The sequence below is a fragment of the Nitrospirota bacterium genome (assembly GCA_040755395.1).
Taxonomy (GTDB): Bacteria; Nitrospirota; Nitrospiria; order Nitrospirales; family Nitrospiraceae; genus DATLZU01.
Window position 1 is genome coordinate 177,137 of the sequence record JBFMAX010000005.1, and the last position, 19,050, is coordinate 196,186.

Sequence of the window (19,050 nt, forward strand, 5' to 3'; positions counted from 1 at the left end):
AGGTTCTTCAGGAAATCGTGTGGGTCTTTCTTTTTCCCTCTCCCTTGAGGGGAGAGGGGAGAATGAGGGTGAACGCCGGGGTTGGTGGACAAGACTGTGATGCCCATGGAGGCCCACGATGTTTCTGAACAGGTCACGGCCCCATGCCGATCTCCCCCTCACCCGCACCCTTTTTCCCGCAGAGCGGGGGCGAGGGATGTCCCAGAGTTCTATACCCACACAAGATCCGGAAGAGCCAGAAAATAGGAGGGCCCGGCGATGGATCAGAAGAAACCCGTGAAAGCGGTGTCGATTCCGGCGCAGATCGTCAAGGTGGTCAAGTCGGACGACGAATGGAGGAAACTGCTCACGCCCGAGCAGTACCAGGTGCTGCGGCACGAGGCGACGGAACGGGCGTTTACCGGCGCCTATCACGACAACAAGGAGCCCGGCGTGTATCTGTGCGCGGGCTGCGACCTGCCGTTGTTCTCGTCGCAACACAAGTTCGACAGCGGCACCGGTTGGCCCAGCTTCTGGCAGCCGATCGCGCCCCACGTCATCGGGACCAAAACCGATTTCAAACTGTTCGTGCCGCGGACCGAAGTCCACTGCGCAAGGTGCGACGGCCACCAGGGACACGTGTTCAAAGACGGCCCGCCGCCGACCGGGCTGCGGTATTGCATCAACTCGGCGGCGCTGAAGTTCGTGCCGGCGTAACCTTCGTCAATCGTCATTCGTCAATGGTCAACCGAAAGGAACAGTTTCCCGCGATTGCCGGTCGACCGTAGAGCCAACCTAGCCGTCTCTCTTGACCGTGCCCGGCAAGGAGGACTAGACTGCCGCCATGCCGATCAAGCTGATTTTTCTCGCCGCCTTCTGCTTCGCCGCCCTGCCCGCCTGGGCTGATGACCGTCCGAACTCGTTGCACTTTGATTCGGACATCGCCGACACCTTGCTCTATGAGCTGGCGGGAAGGGCGTTGGACGCGTTTCACGACCACCTGGATCTGCAGGGCTCGGTCGAATCCGACGACCAGACGCAGGAGCGGCGCGGACATCTCACGTTCAAGTTTTATCCAAAAGGCAAATCCCGCTCCGGCGAGCACATCACGGGCGAGACGACGTTCCGCTTTTCTATCGATCCCGATCACCCGTCCTTGCATTTCGAGTTCAAATCCTCAAAAGATTCCACCGGTAAGCCGCGCCTGCTTCCGGATGACGCCATCTGACCGTCCGGCGCCACCGAACCCTCAGACTCCATCTACGCCGGGCGACCCGTAAGAGGCGAACGCGCGTCGCGAATCGCAGGCTCTGCACTGCCAGTCAACAGTAGGATAGAATTTTTGTGCGGCTTCCCGTTGGATGTGCGCCTGCCATGGATACCCGGCCACGCTGGATCATGCTGGCTCTCTATACAGCCGGAATGGCGTGGGCCGAATCGGCGACGGTGTTCTATCTGCGTACCCTTGTCGGTCGCGTGGACCCATACCGGCCGCACCCGATTCCTGTGCGCGCCGATCTGCTTTGGGTCGAGTTCGTCAGGGAAGCCGCCACGTTAGTGATGCTTGCCGCCGTCGCATGGCTGGCCGGCCGAACGAGCCGAAGTCGTTTCGGCTGCTTCCTGATCGCTTTCGGAATCTGGGACATTCTGTACTATGTCTTTCTGCACGTGATCAGCGGCTGGCCCCGGTCACCCTTGGACTGGGACATCTTGTTCCTGATCCCTCTGCCTTGGTGGGGGCCGGTGTTGGCGCCGGCGACCATCGCGCTCGTCATGATCGCGGGCGGGACTCTGCTTTGCCGGGCCGAGCAAGTGGAACCGGCGCTCAGACCCCGGCGCTGGACCTGGGGCCTGAGCCTCTTCGGCGTGGCTCTGGCACTCTATGTGTTTATGGCTGACGCGATCAGCGTAGCGGCCGAGGGGATGGAAGCGATAAACACCGTGAGGCCCGTAGGGTTCAACTGGCCGCTCTTCCTGTTGGCCGTCGTGGCCATGACCGCCCCGTTCATCGACCTGGCCGGCCGACTTCACGTCCGGGCGGCTCGTGCACGGGGATCTTAGCCCCCGCTACGGCAGGATGGCGATGATCCGCACCGGCCCGCCGGTGCCGCCCTTGATCTTGATCGGCAGCGCGATCAGCATGGCCCCGGTGGGCGGCAGCTTGTCGAGGTTGGCGATGTTTTCGAGGCCATATACGTCGGCGCCGTTGAGAATCCGGTGCACGATGAAATCGCGGGACTGCCCATAGTCGATGCTGGCCGTATCGATGCCGACACCGTCGATCCTTCGCTCCGTGAGCAGAAATTCCGCGGCTTCCTTCGAGAAACCGGGAAAATGAAGCGTCGCGGGATCATGCGGCGTGTCGGTCCCGAAATACTTTTTCCGGTCCGGCCAATACCTGGCCCACCCGGTTCGCAGGACAACGATCGCGCCGTCGGGGATGCGCCCGTGACGCCGCTCCCAGGCCGCGATGTCCGCCACCGTCAACCGGTAGTCCCGGTCCTGTTCGACAACCTTCGTGACGTCGATCACCACAGCAGGACCGACCAGTTTCCGCAGCGGAATCTCGTCCACGGGCAGACGGCCCTGGCCGAAATGGATCGGCGCATCGATGTGCGTCCCGCCGTGTTCCGAGGTAGCGAAGTCGGCGGAGGCGTACCAGTACCCGCCCGGCGTCATGCCCCACGACGTCTTCTCCCATGAGAACGGCTTATTCGTCGGCCAGGCCACGGTGTGTTCGTCGAAAGGATGGGTGAGATCGACCAGCTTGCTCTCGTCGATCTGCGCCGACACCATGCAAGGCCATGCCATCATGAACAACCCAATGAGCCATATGCCCTTCATTTGCATATCCGCCTCCGTTCGTTGGCTCACTTCTATAGCACGGCGCGCGGTTTGCGACCAGCCGGACCGCTCATTTGCTGGCGGAGGTATTCAAGAAGAGGAGCAATGCCAAGCTTGTCGGGGAGACACCGGGAAACAGCCGTTAGGATGGATCCAAAGGCAGGAGCGATGGGAAAATATTACGCGGAGCGTTTGATGACTTCGTGGACTTTTTCGGCCAACACCTCTTGCGTGTACGGCTTCGGAAGAAACCAGCCGCCCATGATCCCTTCGAAGTTTTTCGCCGAGACGATCCCTGACGTAAAGAGGACCGGGAGGGTCGGGCACAGGACCCGAAGCTGCTGGGCCAGCACGGGGCCGCTCATGCGGGGCATGACAATATCAGCCACCAGGAGATGAACAGCTCCTGCATGAGCCTGAAACGTTCGGATGGCTTCCTCTCCATCAACCGCCCGCAGGACCCGGTAACCCTGCTTTTCCAGCATCCATCCGGTCAGGCAGCAGATCGCCCGCTCGTCATCCACCACCAGAACCGTTGTGGAGGGAGCATGCATCCCGGTCGAAGCCTGCGGCTCTTTCGATAAAGCAGCCATCGTCGCCTCCCGCATCACCCAGTTTAACGTGTAGCACCCAAACTTCGAACCGTCAAAAGCTGACATCCGCCCCGTTTCCAGGGTACGCTTGGCGTATCCGTCCCAGCTTTCGCGACTGACGCGACCGCTGAGGCACAATGCCATGACTTCCGATCCGCAGACAACACTCTCCGGAACACGCTTTCATGTCGCCTACCACGTGCGAGGTCCGGAGGCGGAAGCTCGGGCCAAGGCGGATCTGATCTGCATCGATCAGACGGTGGAAGCGCCGGAGGAAATCCTGCCGGCCGGCACGATTCGCGACGAGATTCTTGGACGGATCGAAGGTTTCCGTTCTCTCGGCGCCGACCGGCACGAGGCCGTGATCAGCTTTCCCGTTGAGCTGCTGACCGACGACTGTTCGCAACTTCTCAACGTGGTCTTTGGAATCAGCAGCCTGAAGCCGGGCGTCCGGGTGACAGAGATCTCGCTCCCCGAACAAGTCCTGCAAGGACGGCCCGGCCCCCGCTTCGGCCGGATCGGCTTGCGCGTGTTGGTCGACGTTCCCGACCGGCCTCTCGTCTGCGGCGTACTGAAACCCTTGGGCCTTTCACCCGCCGCCCTCGCCGACCTGGCCTATCAGTTTGCGCTCGGCGGGCTCGACCTCGTTAAGGACGACCAAAGCCTGGGCGACCAGCCGTTCTGTCCCTTTCGCGAACGAGTGCAACGTTGCGCCGAGGCGGTCGCCAAAGCCAATCGAGAAACCGGACGAAATTGCCTCTACGTACCCCATGTAAGCGGACCGTGGGAGACGATGCATGAGCGCTGCTTGATCGCCGAAAAAGCCGGGGCGGGCGGGCTGCTGATCTGTCCGGGACTGACCGGGTACGACGGGCTCCGCCTCATCGCGCAGGACGACGGGATCGGGCTGCCCATCCTCAGTCACCCCGCGATGTTGGGCACGTACTACGTTGATCCCGACAGCGGCATCGCGCCTCCGGTATTGTTCGGCCGACTGCCCCGCCTCGCCGGCGCCGACGCCAGCATCTACCCGACCTTCGGGCTGGACTTTCCCATCACCCGGGACGAGTGCCGGCACATCGCCGCCGTGACCGCCGTTCCGTGGGGCCGTCTCAAGCCGATCTTCCCGACCGCCGCAGGGCGGATGGGATTCGATCGGATCAAGGACATGCGCGACCTTTACGGCGACGACGTGCTGTTCATCTTGGGAAGCAGCATCCAGCGTGATACGGATGGATTGGTGAAAGCTTGTCGCAGGTTCATCCAAGCAGTCGGAGGACAGGTGTAGTCGGAGCCGGCGCAATCCCGATGTGACCTGGCGGCCAGGCTGATCGATGTGATATTCCGATTCCATGACCACCCCGTCTCTCCTTCTGCTCATTCCGCCCTTGACCCAACTCAACACCCCGTACCCCTCGACCGCGTATCTGACCGGTTTTCTCCGATCTCGCGGGTTCGCGGTTGCGCAGGCCGACATCGGCCTCGAAATGGTGCTGGGTCTGTTCTCACGGGCCGGTCTCGAACAGGTCTTCGATCGGATTCGCCTGTTACATTCCGATTTGCCAGGCGAAGCCCAACAGATGCTCGCCCTGGAGCGGGCCTATCTGGATTCCATCGACCCAGTCGTGAGCTTTCTCCAAGGCCGCGACCCTTCTCTCGCGTCACGCATCTGTCAAGGTCACTTCCTCCCGCAGGGTCCTCGATTCTCGGCCGGCCTCGACCAGGTCGCGTCGCCGCAGACCGTGCCGACCTTCGATCGGGCTCGGCGCCTGGCCTCCCTGTATTTGGAGGACCTGGCCGACTTGGTCCGCGCCACCGTCGCTCCGCAATTCGCCTTGAGCCGCTATGCGGAACAGGTCGGCACGTCCGCCTCGTCGTTCGATCCGATTCTCCACGCCCTCGCCGCGCCGCCCAGTCTGACCGACGAACTGATGCTCACCGCGCTCTGGTGCCACATTGAAGAGACAAACCCGGCGGTTATCGGGCTTACAGTCCCCTTCCCCGGCAATCTCTACGGGGCGTTTCGCATCGCCCAGACGCTCAAACAGCGCCGCCCATCTGTCACGATGGTGCTCGGCGGCGGCTATGCCAACACGGAGTTGCGACGGCTCCAAGACCCCCGCGTGTTCGAGTATCTGGACTATGTCACGCTGGACGACGGCGAACGTCCGCTGCTCTGCCTGCTCGAACATCTGGCCGGCAAGCGCGAAGACGCCGAACTCTGCCGGACGTTCCTGCGGTCGAGCGATCGAGTGGTCTTCCGAAACGGAAACCGCGAACCGGACTTCGGGATGGCGGAAACGGGCGCGCCGACCTATGACGGCTTGCCGCTGACCCGGTATCTCTCGATCCTCGACACGCTGAATCCCATGCATCGGCTCTGGTCCGACGGGCACTGGAACAAGCTCACGGTAGCGCACGGCTGTTACTGGAAACAATGCACGTTCTGCGACGTGGGGTTGGACTACATCAGCCGGTATGAAGCCGCGCCGGACAAGGTCCTCGCCGATCGGATCGAGGCGCTGATCGCGGAAACCGGCCGGCGCGGGTTTCATTTCGTGGACGAGGCGGCGCCGCCCGCCGGTCTCAAGGCGCTGGCGTTGACGCTTTTGGAACGAGGCGTCACGATCACGTGGTGGGGCAACATCAGATTCGAGGAAGCCTTTACACTCGATCTGTGCCGGTTGTTGGCGGCCTCGGGTTGCGTCGCCGTCAGCGCCGGCCTGGAAGCCGCCTCGGACCGTTTGCTGGAGGCGATGAAGAAGGGCATCACCGTCGCGCAGGCGGCCCGTGTGGCCGACGCGTTTCGGCAGGCCGGCGTCCTCGTCCATGCTTACCTGATGTACGACTGCCCGGGAGAAACCGTCGCAGAAACCGTGGAGAGCCTCGAGCGAGTCCGCCAACTGTTCGCCGCCGGACTGATTCAGTCCGCCTTCTGGCACAAGTTCACCGCGACGGCCCATAGCCCGATCGGGCTGGCTCCGGAAGCCCACGGTATTCGCATCACCGGTCCGTCTTTCGGCGGGTTTGCGGAAAACGATCTGACGCACGAAGATCGGACCGGCCGGGCGCCCGCCTGGCTGGGCGAAGGACTGCGCCACGCGTTGTTCAACTACATGGAAGGACGGGGACTCACCGCCGATGTGCGCCGGTGGTTCGACCGGCCGGTCCCGCGGCCCAAGGTGCCGTGGGATTGGGTGGACCGGGCCCTTGCGGAAGGATCGCGCGAAGAAGATGACCCGACCGCCGAGCGGCGGCTTGTCTGGGTCGGAGGCGAGCCGGTCATCGAGCGACGCGGTCGCACTCGCTCCCGGCTGATCCTGCCCAATCGAGTCGAAGATGCCGACGTCAGACTTTCGCCCGGCAAAGCCGAGTGGCTAGCGACGTTGATCCGGACCGCGACGCCCGCGCGCACGAAACGCGGCGAGGGCTATCCTCTGCTCCGCGACGTGCGGGCCCGCTTCCCCTTCGGCGGGCCTCGGGTCTTTGATGCGCTGCTACGCTCGACCGCCTGGCAGAAAGCCAGAGCGGTCGGCCTCTTGCTCGTCTGACCCTCTCCCCGACCCTCCCCCTGAATGGGGAGGGTCGGGTAAGGACGAAATATTTCACTTGTTTGGCTGCGGCGTGTAGCGCAGATAGGGTTTCACGGCGCGGAAACCCTTTGGGAAGAGCGTCTTGGCCTCCTCGTCGTTCACCGCCGGCGTGATGATGCAGTCTTCCCCGTCCTTCCAGTTGACCGGCGTCGCCACCTTATATTTGGCCGTCAACTGAAGCGAATCCACCACCCGCAACAATTCGTCGAAGTTCCGGCCGCACGAAGCGGGATAGGTAATCATCAATTTGATCTTTTTGTCAGGTCCGATGACGAACACCGACCGCACCGTCATATTGTCCAGCGCGTTGGGATGGATCATGTCGTAGAGCATCGCCACCTTTTTCTCCGGATCGGCGATCAACGGGAAATTGACCGTGCAGTTTTGGGTTTCGTTGATGTCCTTGGTCCACCCCTTGTGCGCGTCCAGCGGGTCCACGCTGATCGCGATCACTTTGACGTTCCGCTTCTCGAACTCGGACTTGATCCGCGCCATGTAGCCCAGTTCGGTGGTACAGACCGGTGTAAAATCCTTCGGATGCGAGAAGAGAATCCCCCAACTGTTCCCCAACCATTCGTGGAAATTGATCCTGCCCTCGGTCGTCTCCGCCGTGAAATTCGGCGCGTCATCTCCCAATCGCAGTCCCATAACTCTCCCTCCTTCCTCTATGGATCACAGGTGTATGAACGGATCGTACCCTTGAGGTGGAAACGCCTTTTACCATACTGACCTCTACGGGCAAGTTCAAGGGTCGGGAACCGGCGCAGGTAGCGCCCCCGCGCGGGCGATGAGACAGTGCCTCCTGCATCAAGCAGAGAGAGCGCTCGTAAGCATACCGCGGTACCCCCGCAGTCTCACGGCCGGACCAAAAGACGACTCGGCGCGGCAGCGCTTCCGGTCACGCTTGGCCGAAGCGGCCGCCAAACGCGGGGTGCCGGTCGAGCATCTCCCCCTGCGACTACTTTGGCGGACATTATCGAGTTGGACGAGGAACGGATGTGAGGCGGACTCCGGCGCCGGCGGAACCGATCAGGTCTCCATCATTTCCAGTCGGGCGTCAAATTCATGCCCGCAGGCCACGCAGCGGATGCAATCGGATTCCACAGTGATCTCGTCGATCCTGACGCCCATACCTCCGCAGTCCGGGCAACGGGCCAGGTGGAGCGGCTGATCATCCAGCGACTCGTAGCGTACCCCGCGCAGACAGTAGACCGGCCGGCCTTCCCATTCCCACTGCTTACCCGCCTTGTCCACTTCCGGCAGGACGATGTAATGGCGCGCCGCGTACGCTTCCATCGCTCGGCGGTCGGCAAGCCCGCCTTGAATCAACTTGCCGGTTTTTGCGTCGTAGAGGGCGTCGCCCTTGATGATCACCTTGGTCGGTCCCATACCCTACCTCCCTGTGCGCGACGGGAATAGCCATTACCTTACGCCTCGGCCACGGTCAAATCAATGGCGTCGTGTCTCGGCCCGCGAACGGCGCTCGCTGTATGCCGGAGGACGTGGCCTCTGCCTTGAGCAAGTGCACCAGGCCAGCCGTTGAAGAGAAGTCGAAGAAAGGTTGGCGCGCCCGGCAGGAATCGAACCTGCGACCCACAGCTTAGAAGGCTGTTGCTCTATCCGACTGAGCTACGGGCGCGGACTGTCTGAAAACTTATGAATGAATGATGAATTCTGAATTGTAATTCGGACCCGAAAGATGATGACCGTGAAAGGCGCAAGACAGAGCGGGCCGGCCTTTTTTAACTCAACATTCAGAACTCAGTATTCAGAATTCACAACTCGCTGCCTGCAACGCTTGCTCGGGGCGAGAGGATTTGGCCTTTTGGCCCGGCCGGTTCGGAAACACTTGAGGTGTTTATCCCGTCGCCAAGACTCATCACAAGGGCTCCGGGTCGAGCAAGCACCGGAACACTTGGGGGCGTTTATCCGCGCGCGGTTCGCACGAAGTGCGGTTTGGTCGGGGCGAGAGGATTTGAACCTCCGACATCCTGCTCCCAAAGCAGGCGCGCTACCGGGCTGCGCTACGCCCCGACGTCTTCCGCAAATTAGGAATGAGAAATTATGAATGAGGAATGAGCCATGCGAAATTCCTTGCTGTTCTGTTCCGCCATTCCACATTCCTCATTCCACATTCCTCATGAGAATTTCGCGGACCTTGGCGAAGGCTCGGGCTCGATGGCTGATTCGGTTCTTCTCGTCGCTGGAGAGTTCGGCCAGCGTTTTTCCCAGTTCGGGCACATAGAACACCGGGTCGTAGCCGAACCCCTCGGTCCCGGCCGGCTTCTCCGCGATGAACCCTTCGAGCGATCCGGTCTCGGTGCGGACCGAGCCGTTCGGCTCGGCCAGAGCCGCCACGGTCACGAAACGCGCCCAGCGCTTCTCCCGAGGAACACCCTCCAATTCCCGCAGCAACTTGCGCCAGTTGTCTTCATACGTCGCATCCTCGCCCGCATACCGCGCCGCATAGACCCCCGGCCGGCCGCCCAATGCCTCCACTTCTAATCCCGTGTCGTCGGCCACGGCGGGCAGCCCTGTGTAGCGGGCGATGGCGACGGCCTTCTTCACAGCGTTGGCTTCGCAAGTCTCCCCGTCTTCGATCACCTCGGGAGCATCGGGAAATTCAACCAAAGTCCTGATCACGACACCCAAATCGGCCAGCAACGCCGTGAGCTCCCTTCCTTTGTCTTTATTGCGCGTCGCCAGCACCAATTCCTTGATCATCGTCAATGGTCAAACGTCATTCGTCAATGGGAAGAAGGGTGTTCTTGTCACACGATTGACAAATGACCATTGACCAATGACGTCCTTCCCGTTACTCCAGGCTCCCCACCAATTCCTTCTGCATTTCGACCAGGCCCTGGATGGCCTTCCAGCCAAGCGCCAGAAATTCATCCATATCGCTCTTCTCGAACGGGGTCCGTTCGGCTGTTCCCTGGATTTCCACGAACCGTCCCTGCCCGGTCATAACGAGGTTCATATCGACTTCGGCCAGCGAATCCTCTTCATAGGCCAGATCGACCATGATCTCCCCGCCGACCTTGCCCACGCTGACCGCCGCCAGGTAATCAAGCAGCGGACACTTCTTGATCAAACCCTGCTTCTTGAGCACCGCAAACGCATCCGCCAGGGCGATGAACGATCCGGTGATGGACGCGGTGCGGGTCCCCCCGTCGGCCTGGATGACATCACAGTCGATCCAGATCGTGCGCTCCCCCATTTGCGTCATATCCGTGACAGCGCGGAGCGCCCGCCCGACCAGCCGTTGAATTTCCAGGGTGCGGCCCCCTTGCTTGCCCTTCACCGCTTCTCGAGGAGAACGTTCATGCGTGGCGCGCGGCAACATGGCGTATTCGGCTGTCACCCAGCCCCTGCCCTTGTCTTTGAGAAAAGGAGGGACCTTGTCTTCCACGGATGCGGTGCAGATCACCTTGGTCTCCCCCATCTGAATCAGCACCGAGCCTTCGGCATATTTATTGAAGTTTCTGTTGATGGTCACGGGCCGGACCTGGTCTTTCCCCCGCCCGTCGATGCGGATCAACCCCATGCCCCCGCTCATACCCGGCACCCCTTCCTGTTTCAAGGAAGCGGATTATAGAAGAGGATCGGAGAAAGAGCAACGAAACCGGCGGCGCAAATGAGACCCGCTAGCCACGCGACCGGCGCCGATCCGTCCGCGCCCGACGGCTGCGGACAAGCCGTACCCGGATGTACACGAGACCGGCGATCAGCAGGCTAATTGTGTACACAAAGAGGTCTTCATGCGGGAACACATAAGGCATACGCCAGAGTAGTTTGTTCGGCGGGAAGAAGCAAGAACCAATCTGCCGTCTCGCGTTTTGAAGACGTTCGCACAGGCTTGCCGACAACTCTCAAAAGTTTCTTGAAAACCAATTGGCAATCTCTATACTGGCACAAAAGGTGCACCTGTATTTGACCCATCCGGCGGGGTTTCACGCTCAAGGCTTCGTCCGCAAGACCGATAACGGGGCAGACCGTCATCCCTGATCCAACTCGCACGACCGACCGAACGGAAGCCGTATGCCAACGTCGATCCCTTTCAACGGTTACCAGTCTCTGATCGATGAAAAGAACATTTTAGTGGTCGACGACGAGGAACCGATCCGCCGCCTGTTGGGATACATGCTCCAGACCCACGGCTACCCGGTCGCCCTGGCCGCCGACGCCCGTGAGGCGCGGCGGCAGTTGAAAGAGCGGACGTTCGCGCTGATCCTCTGCGACGTGAACATGCCGGGGGAATCCGGCATGGATCTCTTGCAGCATGTGCTGACCGAATATCCCCACACCGCTGCGATTATGGTGACCGGACTCGACAGCCCGGTCCTGGCGAACGCCGCGCTGGACATGGGGGCTTTCGGCTATATCATCAAGCCCTTCGAAGCGAACGAGGTCCTCATCAACGTCGCCAACGCCTTCCGGCGCCGACGACTAGAGATTGAAAACCGGGCTCATTGCCAGAACCTCGAAGACATTGTGCGGACCCGCACCATGGCGTTGCAACAAGCCCTCGAGTGGCTGGAGCGAAGCGAAAAGGAGCTCCGGTTGTCTCGGGAGGAGACGATCCAACGACTGGCCATCGCCGCCGAGTTCCGAGACAGTTCAACCGCCAAACACATTCAACGGATGAGCCACTACTGCGAGCTTCTCGCGCGCAAGATCGGCCTATCGGCCGAACGCTGCGACCTCATCCGCACGGCCAGTCCCATGCACGATATCGGAAAGATCGGGACGCCGGACCATGTCCTCCTCAAACCCGGCAAGTTCACGCCCGAGGAATTCAACGTCATCGCCCAACACGCGGAGATCGGCTACCGCATTCTGAGCGGGTCGGATGCGGAGCTACTGAAAGTCGCCGCCGTCATTGCGTGGACTCACCACGAGCGGTGGGATGGAAGCGGCTATCCGCGCGGGCTGAGGGGCGAAGGGATTCCGATCGAGGGCCGGATCGCCGCGATCGCCGACGCCTTCGACGCCCTGACGACCGAGCGAGTCTACAAACCGGCCTTCGAGATGGATCATGCGGTCGATCTGATGTTGAAACACCGCGGGGAACATTACGATCCCGATCTCCTGGACGTCTTCCTGGCATCTATGGAGGACGTGAAAAAGATTCACGAGCGGTATGCCGATCTCGCCAACCGGCCCATTCTTCCTCAATAACGTTTCCATTTCGCATTGACCATCGGCTCGCAGATCGGTATGATCCCGCCGCTCTCGTCGATGAACCGCTACGGGCATTGACCTGCAGCCGCCTAGCGGATCGGCCGTCGGATGGAAGAGGAGCGGAGCGTGGAACGAACGTCCATCGAACAGCGGGCGGACATCACCCGAAACTGGCTCGGCTATGTCTGCGAAGCCATCGTCGCGTCCGGCGCAATGCCGGCATGGGAAGCCGTCGACTATCTGACGGAGCATCTCATCGGAGAGGCGCCGAACCGGCACCTGCTGGAGACCAAAACTCCCTATGAGACGATCTCGCAATTCCTGAACCGCCTGTACAGGCCCATCGTCGAGGCCGCCTCCCGCGACGTGCCACTCCCCTCTTCTACGATGCTGCATACCTTCCTGGACATCAGCTTGACCGGCAACTCGGCTGTACTGGTCGTCTATTTCCCGGGGCACAATCTTCCGCATCAGTTGCTGTTGTTGGACGCGGTCCGGGCTTGGGACCTGATGTTTCCGGACGAAGACCGCTTCAACCGTTGGGCGGAAGAACGGTATCGCTGGATCAAAACGGCGCTGGCCGCGGCGATCACCAATCCCCGCTTGTCGCCGTGCGCGGCCCAGGACGTGACGGCGTAACGCTCTCCTCCCGAGGCCCCGCGCCACCGATTCTTCAAGCAATTCCTCAGACGGCTGACCGCTAATAGCTGACGTCTGATTGCTGAACGCTATTGGCTGCTCGCTGTTCGCTGCTTTCTCAGCAGCGACTAAGCCGGATCGTAGTTCAGGTTGGGAGCAAGCCAGCGCTCGATCTCGGCGAGGGGCATCTTCTTGCGGGCCTGATAGTCCAATACCTGGTCTCGCCCGATCTTGCCGACCGCGAAGTATCTCGCCTGCGGATGCGCGAAGTAAAGGCCGCTGACGGACGCGGCCGGATACATGGCGAAGGTCTCGGTGAGGCAGATGCCGGCGTGTTTCTCGACCTGGAGCAAGTCGAATAGCAACCGTTTCTCGGTGTGGTCGGGACAGGCCGGATAGCCCGGCGCCGGGCGGATGCCGCGGTACCGTTCACGGATTAAATCGTCGTTCGTCAACCGTTCGGACTTCCCATAGCCCCAATCCTCGCGGGCTCGCTTGTGCAGCCATTCCGCGAAGGCCTCGGCCAGCCGATCGGCCAGAGCCTTGGCCATGATCGAATTGTAGTCGTCATGGTCCCGCTCGAAACGCTCGCACAGCGCCTCGATCCCGCCTCCCGCCGTCACCGCAAAGGCTCCCAGGTAATCGAGCCGCCCCGAGTCCTTGGGCGCGATGAAGTCGGCCAACGCCAGGTTGTACTGGCCTTCGGGTTTCTCCAGTTGTTGCCGGAGCGTATGAAAGGTCGTCAGGACCGTCCTCCGGGACTCGTCGGCGTACAGTTCGATATCGTCCCCCACGCTGTTGGCCGGGTAGAAGCCGTAGACGCCGCGTGCCGTCAGGAGTTGTTTGGCCACGATCTCGCCGAGCAATTTCCGCGCATCGGCGAACAGCTCCCTCGCCTTTGCACCGAGAGTGGGATCGTCGAGGATCTGGGGGTATCGTCCCTTCAACTCCCAGGTGTGAAAGAACGGCGACCAGTCGATGAACGGCACCAGTTGCTCGAGCGGCAGGCGGTCCAGGACTTTGATGCCGAGGAAGCCGGGCGTCGGAATATCGACGGCCGCCCAATCGGTCGGCAGCCGGTTGGCCCGCGCATCAGCTAGCGGTTTAAGGGCCTTGGGGCCGCGGTCGCGATGGGCTTGCCGGATCTGCTCCTGCTCCAGCCGGAGCTTGTCTACAAACGCGGGCCGTTGGTCGGAGCTTAACAAGCTCCCGACCACCCCCACCGCCCGCGACGCATCCAGGACGTGCACGACCGGGTGGGCATAGGCCGGCGCGATCTTCACCGCCGTGTGGGCTTTGCTCGTGGTGGCCCCGCCGATCAGCAGCGGGACTTGGAACCCTTCGCGCGTCATCTCGCGCGCGACATGGACCATCTCGTCCAGCGACGGCGTAATCAGCCCGCTCAGGCCGATCATGTCCGCCTTGTGCTCGCGGGCGGTCGCCAAAATTTTCTCGCACGGCACCATGACCCCGAGGTCGAGCACCTCGTAGTTGTTGCAGCCCAGCACGACCCCGACGATGTTCTTGCCGATATCGTGCACGTCGCCCTTCACGGTCGCGAGCACCACCTTACCGGCCGCCTGCCGCCCCCCGGACTTCCGTTTCTCCGCTTCCATGAACGGCAACAGATAGGCCACCGCCTTCTTCATCACGCGCGCGCTCTTCACCACCTGCGGCAGAAACATCTTGCCGGACCCGAATAGGTCGCCGACGACGTTCATGCCCGCCATCAGCGGTCCCTCGATCACATCGAGCGGCTTGGCGTATTTCCGCCTGGCTTCCTCGACGTCCGCTTCGATATAGTCCGCAACGCCTTTGACCAGCGCGTGCGACAGCCGCTCTTCCACCGTGCCGCGCCGCCACTCGTCGTCCTTCACGGCGGCCTTGCCCTTCTGCTTGACGGTCTCGGCGAAGGCCACCAGCCGCTCGGTTGCGTCGGGCCGCCGATTGAGCAGGACGTCCTCGACCAGTTCCAGCAGGTCTTTGGGGATCTCTTCGTACACGGCCAACTGGCCGGCGTTCACGATGCCCATGTCCAGACCGGCGCGGATCGCATGGTAGAGGAAGGCCGCGTGCATCGCCTCGCGGACGACGTTGTTCCCCCGGAACGAGAACGAGATGTTGCTGATCCCGCCGCTCACCTTGGCGAGCGGAAGGTGCTGCTTGATCCACCGGGCGGCTTCGATGAAATCGACCGCGTAGTTGTTGTGCTCTTCAATCCCCGTGGCGACGGTCAGAATGTTCGGGTCGAAGAAGATGTCCTGCGGCGGAAAGCCGACCTGTTCGGTGAGAATCCTGTACGAGCGGGCGCAGATCTCGATCTTGCGCTCGAAGGTGTCGGCTTGCCCCCGCTCGTCGAAGGCCATGACGATCACCGCCGCGCCGTACCGCCGGATGAGACGAGCCTGTTCGACGAACTTCGCCTCGCCTTCTTTCAGGCTGATGGAGTTCACGACCGCCTTGCCCTGGACGCACTTCAGCCCGGCCTCGATCACTTCCCACTTGGAGCTGTCGATCATGACCGGCACGCGGGCGATGTCCGGCTCCGAGGCGATCAGATGGAGGAACGTCTCCATCGCGGCCTTGGAATCCAACATGCCCTCGTCCATGTTCACGTCGATCATTTGCGCGCCGCCTTCCACCTGCTGGCGGGCCACCGAGAGGGCGGACTCGTAGTCGCCCGCAAGGATCAACTTGGCGAAGGCCGGCGACCCGGTGACGTTCGTGCGCTCGCCGATGTTGACGAAGTTCGTCTCGGGCCGGATGGTCAACGGCTCCAGGCCGCTCAGGCGCGTGTAGGGCTCGACGCTCGGCCGCACCCTGGGCGGGAACGGCTTGACCGCCTCGGCGATGGCCCGGATGTGCGCGGGCGTCGTGCCGCAGCAGCCGCCGACGATGTTCAGCCAGCCGTTGGACGCGAACTCCTTCAGATCGGCCGACATGATCTCCGGTGTCTCGTCGAACCCGCCGAAGGCGTTCGGCAGTCCCGCATTCGGATAGCAACTGATGAACACCGGCGCGACGGTCGCCAGCTCTTCAAGATAGGGCCGCATCTGCTTGGCGCCGAGCGCGCAGTTGATCCCGACGCTCAGCAGCGGCATGTGGGACACGCTGTTCCAGAACGCTTCCACCGTCTGGCCGGAGAGGGTTCTGCCGCTCCGGTCCGTGATGGTGACCGATACCATCACCGGCACGCGACGGCCGACCCGCTCGAAGTATTGGTCGATCGCGAACAGCGCCGCTTTGCAGTTGAGCGTGTCGAAGACGGTTTCGACCAGCAGGACGTCCACGCCTCCGTCCATCAGGCCGCGGACCTGTTCCGTGTAGGCCTCCACCAACTGGTCGAACGACACCGACCGGAACGCCGGATTGTTCACGTCCGGGGACATGGAGGCCGTGCGATTGGTCGGGCCGATGGCGCCGGCGACGAAGCGCGGGCGCGACGGACCCTTGGCCGTCACGGCCTCGACCGCCCTGCGGGCCGCTTGGGCGCCGGCCAGGTTAAGGTCGTACACGAAAGGCTCCAGCCGATAATCGGCCATCGAGATCACGGTGGAGTTGAACGTATTGGTCTCGATGATGTCCGCGCCGGCCTCCAGATACTGGACGTGGATGGCCTCGATCAGCTCCGGCTGCGTCATGCAGAGGAGATCGTTGCAGCCCTTGAGGTCGGACGGGTGCCGCGCGAACCGCTCCCCGCGGAACGCCGCTTCGTCCAATTGGCGGGCCTGAATCATCGTCCCCATCGCGCCGTCGAGGACGACGATCCGCTCCCGGAGAATCTGTTCCAGTTCCATTGTGGACCCTACTGCCACGCGCCTAGCTGATGCCCGCTCAGATGTTGGGCCATAATACTTGGAAGGACTTAAGACGGGCAAGTCGCCCGCCTTAAGCGGTAACTTGCACCCGGCCCCATATTCGCCCTATGATGCCCACACTTTGCTCGCGGCACTTCGACAGGTATGACACCGTTGTCATGAGCTGTTGGCTACTCGCTATTCGCTAACCAGCCAAATGAAGCCCGCGAATTGACGATGGAGAAGACGTCGAACCAGCCCTGCACCGACACTCCCGTATCGCGGTACTGCGCCCTCCTGGGAGTTTCGGAAGCGATCGCCGCGCACCGGGACCTCAGTGCCTTGTTCCATGATCTGGCGAAGCGCCTGCCCTCGGTCGTGCCGTTCGAATTCATCGGCCTCATCCTCCACGATCCTGATCGTCACGTGATGCGCGTCCACGTGTTGGAGGCGACGGAAGAGGCCCAGCGCATCGCGCTTGGCATGGAACTGCCGGTCGAGGAATCCGCCGGCGGCTGGGTGTGGACCCATCAGCAGCCGTTGGTCGTCCCGTGCACGCAGGACGAGCAGCGTTTCCCGAAAGCCATCGGACCTCTTCGCCAAATGGGCGTCGCTTCGTTCGTCATGGTCCCGCTGACTACGGCCTTGCGGCGACTCGGCGCGATGGGGTTTGGCAGCCTGACTCCGTGCGCGTTCGGCGAGGAGGAGATCGACTTCCTCCAGCAAGTCGCCAAGCAAGTGGCCGTCGCCGTGGACAACGTGTTGAACTACGAACGCGCCCAGACCGCGCAACAGCACCTCACGCGCGAACGCGACCGTCTCAGGCTGCTGCTCGAGATCAACAACGCGGTCGTGTCCCGCCTGAATTTCAAGGACCTGTTCGGAGCGATCGCGACGTACTTGCGCAAGGTCATTCCCCACGACTACACCAGCCTCGCCCTGTACGAGCCCGAGCGGAACGGGTTCGTCGTGTACGCGCTGGATTTCCCCGGCGGCAAGGGATTCATCACGGAGGGCTTGCGCACCACGCTCGACACGCCGGCCGGCGAGGCGTTCCGCGCCGGTCAGCCGTTTGTGGTCGCGCCGGGAGAGGTGAGCCGGTGCCAATCGGATTTCGGCCAGCGCGCCGCCGCCGAAGGGCTCAAGACCGCCTGCTGTCTCCCGTTGATTTCCGGCGAGCGGAAGCTCGGCACGCTGAACGTGGCGCGGCTCCGGGACGAGCCGTTCACGCCGGAGGACGTCGAACTGCTCGGTCAAGCCGCCAGCCAGATCGCCATTGCGATCGACAACGCGCTCGTACACGAGGAGCTCCGTTTGCTCCAAGAGAAGCTCGCAAAGGAAAAGCTCTACCTCGAAGACGAAATCCGGACCGAATACAACTTCGAGGAGATCGTGGGCGACAGCCCCGCGCTGAAGAAGGTGCTCAAACAGGTCGAGATCGTCGCGCCGACGGACTCGACGGTGTTGATCCTCGGCGAGACCGGCACGGGGAAGGAACTCTTGGCCCGCGCCATTCACAATCTGAGCGGGCGGCGCGACCGGACCTTCGTCAAGATGAACTGCGCGGCGATTCCCTCCGGTCTGTTAGAAAGCGAACTGTTCGGCCACGAAAAGGGGGCCTTCACCGGCGCCATCGCCCAGAAGATCGGTCGATTCGAGCTCGCCGACGGCGGCACGCTGTTTCTGGACGAGGTCGGCGACATTCCGCCGGAACTTCAGTCCAAGCTGTTGCGCGTCCTCCAGGAGCAGGAATTCGAACGGCTCGGAAGCAACAAAACCGTCAAGGTCAACGTCCGCCTGGTCGCCGCCACGAACCGGGACCTTGCCCAAATGGTGGCCGACAAGCAGTTCCGGAGCGACTTGTATTACCGGCTCAACGTGTTTCCGCTGACGGTGCCGGCGCTGCGCGAGCGGCGCGAAGACATCCCCCTGCTCGTCCGCTACTTCGCCCAGAAGTTTGCCCGGCGGATGAACAAGCGGATCGACACCATCCCCACTGAGACAATGGAGGCGCTCACCCGGTATCACTGGCCGGGCAACGTCCGCGAACTGGAGAATCTGATCGAACGAGCGGTGATTCTGTCTACAGGCCCTGAGCTCAGTGTGCCCCTGACCGAGCTGAAACCCTCGACCGTGCCGAACGCCGAGCCGGTTGCGACGCTCGAAGCCGCCGAACGCGAGCACATTCTGCGCGCGCTTCGCGAAGCCAACTGGGTGATCGGCGGTCCGTCCGGCGCCGCGGCCAAACTCGGCATGAAACGGACCACCCTCCAATCGAAAATGCAGAAGCTCGGGATTGCCCGTCCGCAGTAGCGCCGACATTTCGGCGCCGTGCCTATCCCTCGGCGCGACATGCTCGTCACCGACACCGCGCGTTTCCTCACCGATTTTCCCTGAACTCCAACATTTCCTCGTTTTCAC

At 62.1% G+C, this 19,050-nt stretch carries 15 protein-coding genes and 2 tRNA genes; 8 read left to right on the forward strand and 9 right to left on the reverse strand.

What is annotated here, in order from left to right:
• The first annotated feature begins 258 nt into the window (after positions 1 to 258).
• The 3 genes from msrB to AB1555_10480 all read left to right on the forward strand — a co-directional run bounded on the left by msrB (position 259) and on the right by AB1555_10480 (position 2,040).
• Entirely contained in the window at positions 259 to 696 is a 438-nt protein-coding gene (msrB, locus tag AB1555_10470; GenBank protein ID MEW6247121.1) for a peptide-methionine (R)-S-oxide reductase MsrB, read from the forward strand.
• Between the two features lie 127 nt (positions 697 to 823).
• Positions 824 to 1,207 carry a hypothetical protein gene (locus tag AB1555_10475; GenBank protein MEW6247122.1) on the forward strand — a complete coding sequence of 128 codons (384 nt, stop codon included), beginning with the start codon at positions 824 to 826 and terminating at the stop codon, positions 1,205 to 1,207.
• Between the two features lie 146 nt (positions 1,208 to 1,353).
• On the forward strand, positions 1,354 to 2,040 hold the full coding sequence (locus tag AB1555_10480; GenBank protein ID MEW6247123.1) for a hypothetical protein: 687 nt from the start codon (positions 1,354 to 1,356) through the stop codon (positions 2,038 to 2,040).
• A 6-nt stretch (positions 2,041 to 2,046) separates the two neighbouring features.
• Here AB1555_10480 and AB1555_10485 read toward each other — a convergent pair whose 3' ends face one another.
• Positions 2,047 to 2,829, reverse strand: coding sequence for a cyclase family protein (locus tag AB1555_10485; GenBank protein MEW6247124.1), 783 nt, complete (start codon positions 2,827 to 2,829; stop codon positions 2,047 to 2,049).
• A gap of 173 nt (positions 2,830 to 3,002) precedes the next feature.
• Positions 3,003 to 3,416: a response regulator gene (locus tag AB1555_10490; protein MEW6247125.1), complete on the reverse strand. Its 414-nt coding sequence runs from the start codon at positions 3,414 to 3,416 to the stop codon at positions 3,003 to 3,005.
• Positions 3,417 to 3,558: 142 nt separating this feature from the next.
• Between AB1555_10490 and AB1555_10495 the strand changes: the two genes are divergently transcribed.
• Both AB1555_10495 and AB1555_10500 read left to right on the forward strand, forming a co-directional pair.
• Complete coding sequence (locus AB1555_10495; GenBank protein MEW6247126.1) at positions 3,559 to 4,704, forward strand: RuBisCO large subunit C-terminal-like domain-containing protein; 1,146 nt, start codon at positions 3,559 to 3,561, stop codon at positions 4,702 to 4,704.
• Positions 4,705 to 4,768: 64 nt separating this feature from the next.
• Positions 4,769 to 6,967, forward strand: a complete 2,199-nt coding sequence (locus tag AB1555_10500) for a radical SAM protein (protein MEW6247127.1) — start codon at positions 4,769 to 4,771, stop codon at positions 6,965 to 6,967.
• A gap of 54 nt (positions 6,968 to 7,021) precedes the next feature.
• Here AB1555_10500 and AB1555_10505 read toward each other — a convergent pair whose 3' ends face one another.
• The 6 genes from AB1555_10505 to rph all read right to left on the reverse strand — a co-directional run bounded on the left by AB1555_10505 (position 7,022) and on the right by rph (position 10,550).
• Positions 7,022 to 7,657: a peroxiredoxin gene (locus AB1555_10505; GenBank protein MEW6247128.1), complete on the reverse strand. Its 636-nt coding sequence runs from the start codon at positions 7,655 to 7,657 to the stop codon at positions 7,022 to 7,024.
• Positions 7,658 to 8,038: 381 nt separating this feature from the next.
• On the reverse strand, positions 8,039 to 8,398 hold the full coding sequence (locus tag AB1555_10510) for a hypothetical protein (protein MEW6247129.1): 360 nt from the start codon (positions 8,396 to 8,398) through the stop codon (positions 8,039 to 8,041).
• Positions 8,399 to 8,571: 173 nt separating this feature from the next.
• Positions 8,572 to 8,648 (reverse strand) — tRNA-Arg (locus tag AB1555_10515).
• Between the two features lie 318 nt (positions 8,649 to 8,966).
• Positions 8,967 to 9,043 (reverse strand) — tRNA-Pro (locus AB1555_10520).
• Between the two features lie 90 nt (positions 9,044 to 9,133).
• Positions 9,134 to 9,733 carry an XTP/dITP diphosphatase gene (locus AB1555_10525; GenBank protein ID MEW6247130.1) on the reverse strand — a complete coding sequence of 200 codons (600 nt, stop codon included), beginning with the start codon at positions 9,731 to 9,733 and terminating at the stop codon, positions 9,134 to 9,136.
• A gap of 91 nt (positions 9,734 to 9,824) precedes the next feature.
• Positions 9,825 to 10,550, reverse strand: a complete 726-nt coding sequence (rph, locus tag AB1555_10530) for a ribonuclease PH (GenBank protein MEW6247131.1) — start codon at positions 10,548 to 10,550, stop codon at positions 9,825 to 9,827.
• 500 nt (positions 10,551 to 11,050) lie between these two features.
• Here rph and AB1555_10535 point away from each other — a divergent pair, with 500 nt between their 5' ends.
• Positions 11,051 to 12,190, forward strand: a complete 1,140-nt coding sequence (locus AB1555_10535; protein ID MEW6247132.1) for an HD domain-containing phosphohydrolase — start codon at positions 11,051 to 11,053, stop codon at positions 12,188 to 12,190.
• A 129-nt stretch (positions 12,191 to 12,319) separates the two neighbouring features.
• Entirely contained in the window at positions 12,320 to 12,832 is a 513-nt protein-coding gene (locus AB1555_10540) for a hypothetical protein (GenBank protein ID MEW6247133.1), read from the forward strand.
• A 128-nt stretch (positions 12,833 to 12,960) separates the two neighbouring features.
• Here the strand turns inward: AB1555_10540 and metH are convergent, their stop codons facing one another.
• On the reverse strand, positions 12,961 to 16,629 hold the full coding sequence (gene metH / locus AB1555_10545; protein ID MEW6247134.1) for a methionine synthase: 3,669 nt from the start codon (positions 16,627 to 16,629) through the stop codon (positions 12,961 to 12,963).
• A 237-nt stretch (positions 16,630 to 16,866) separates the two neighbouring features.
• On the opposite strand from metH, the gene AB1555_10550 reads away from it, so the two are divergent.
• A complete protein-coding gene (locus tag AB1555_10550) occupies positions 16,867 to 18,942 on the forward strand; it encodes a sigma 54-interacting transcriptional regulator (GenBank protein MEW6247135.1) in 2,076 nt (691 codons plus the stop codon).
• Positions 18,943 to 19,050 lie beyond the last annotated feature (108 nt).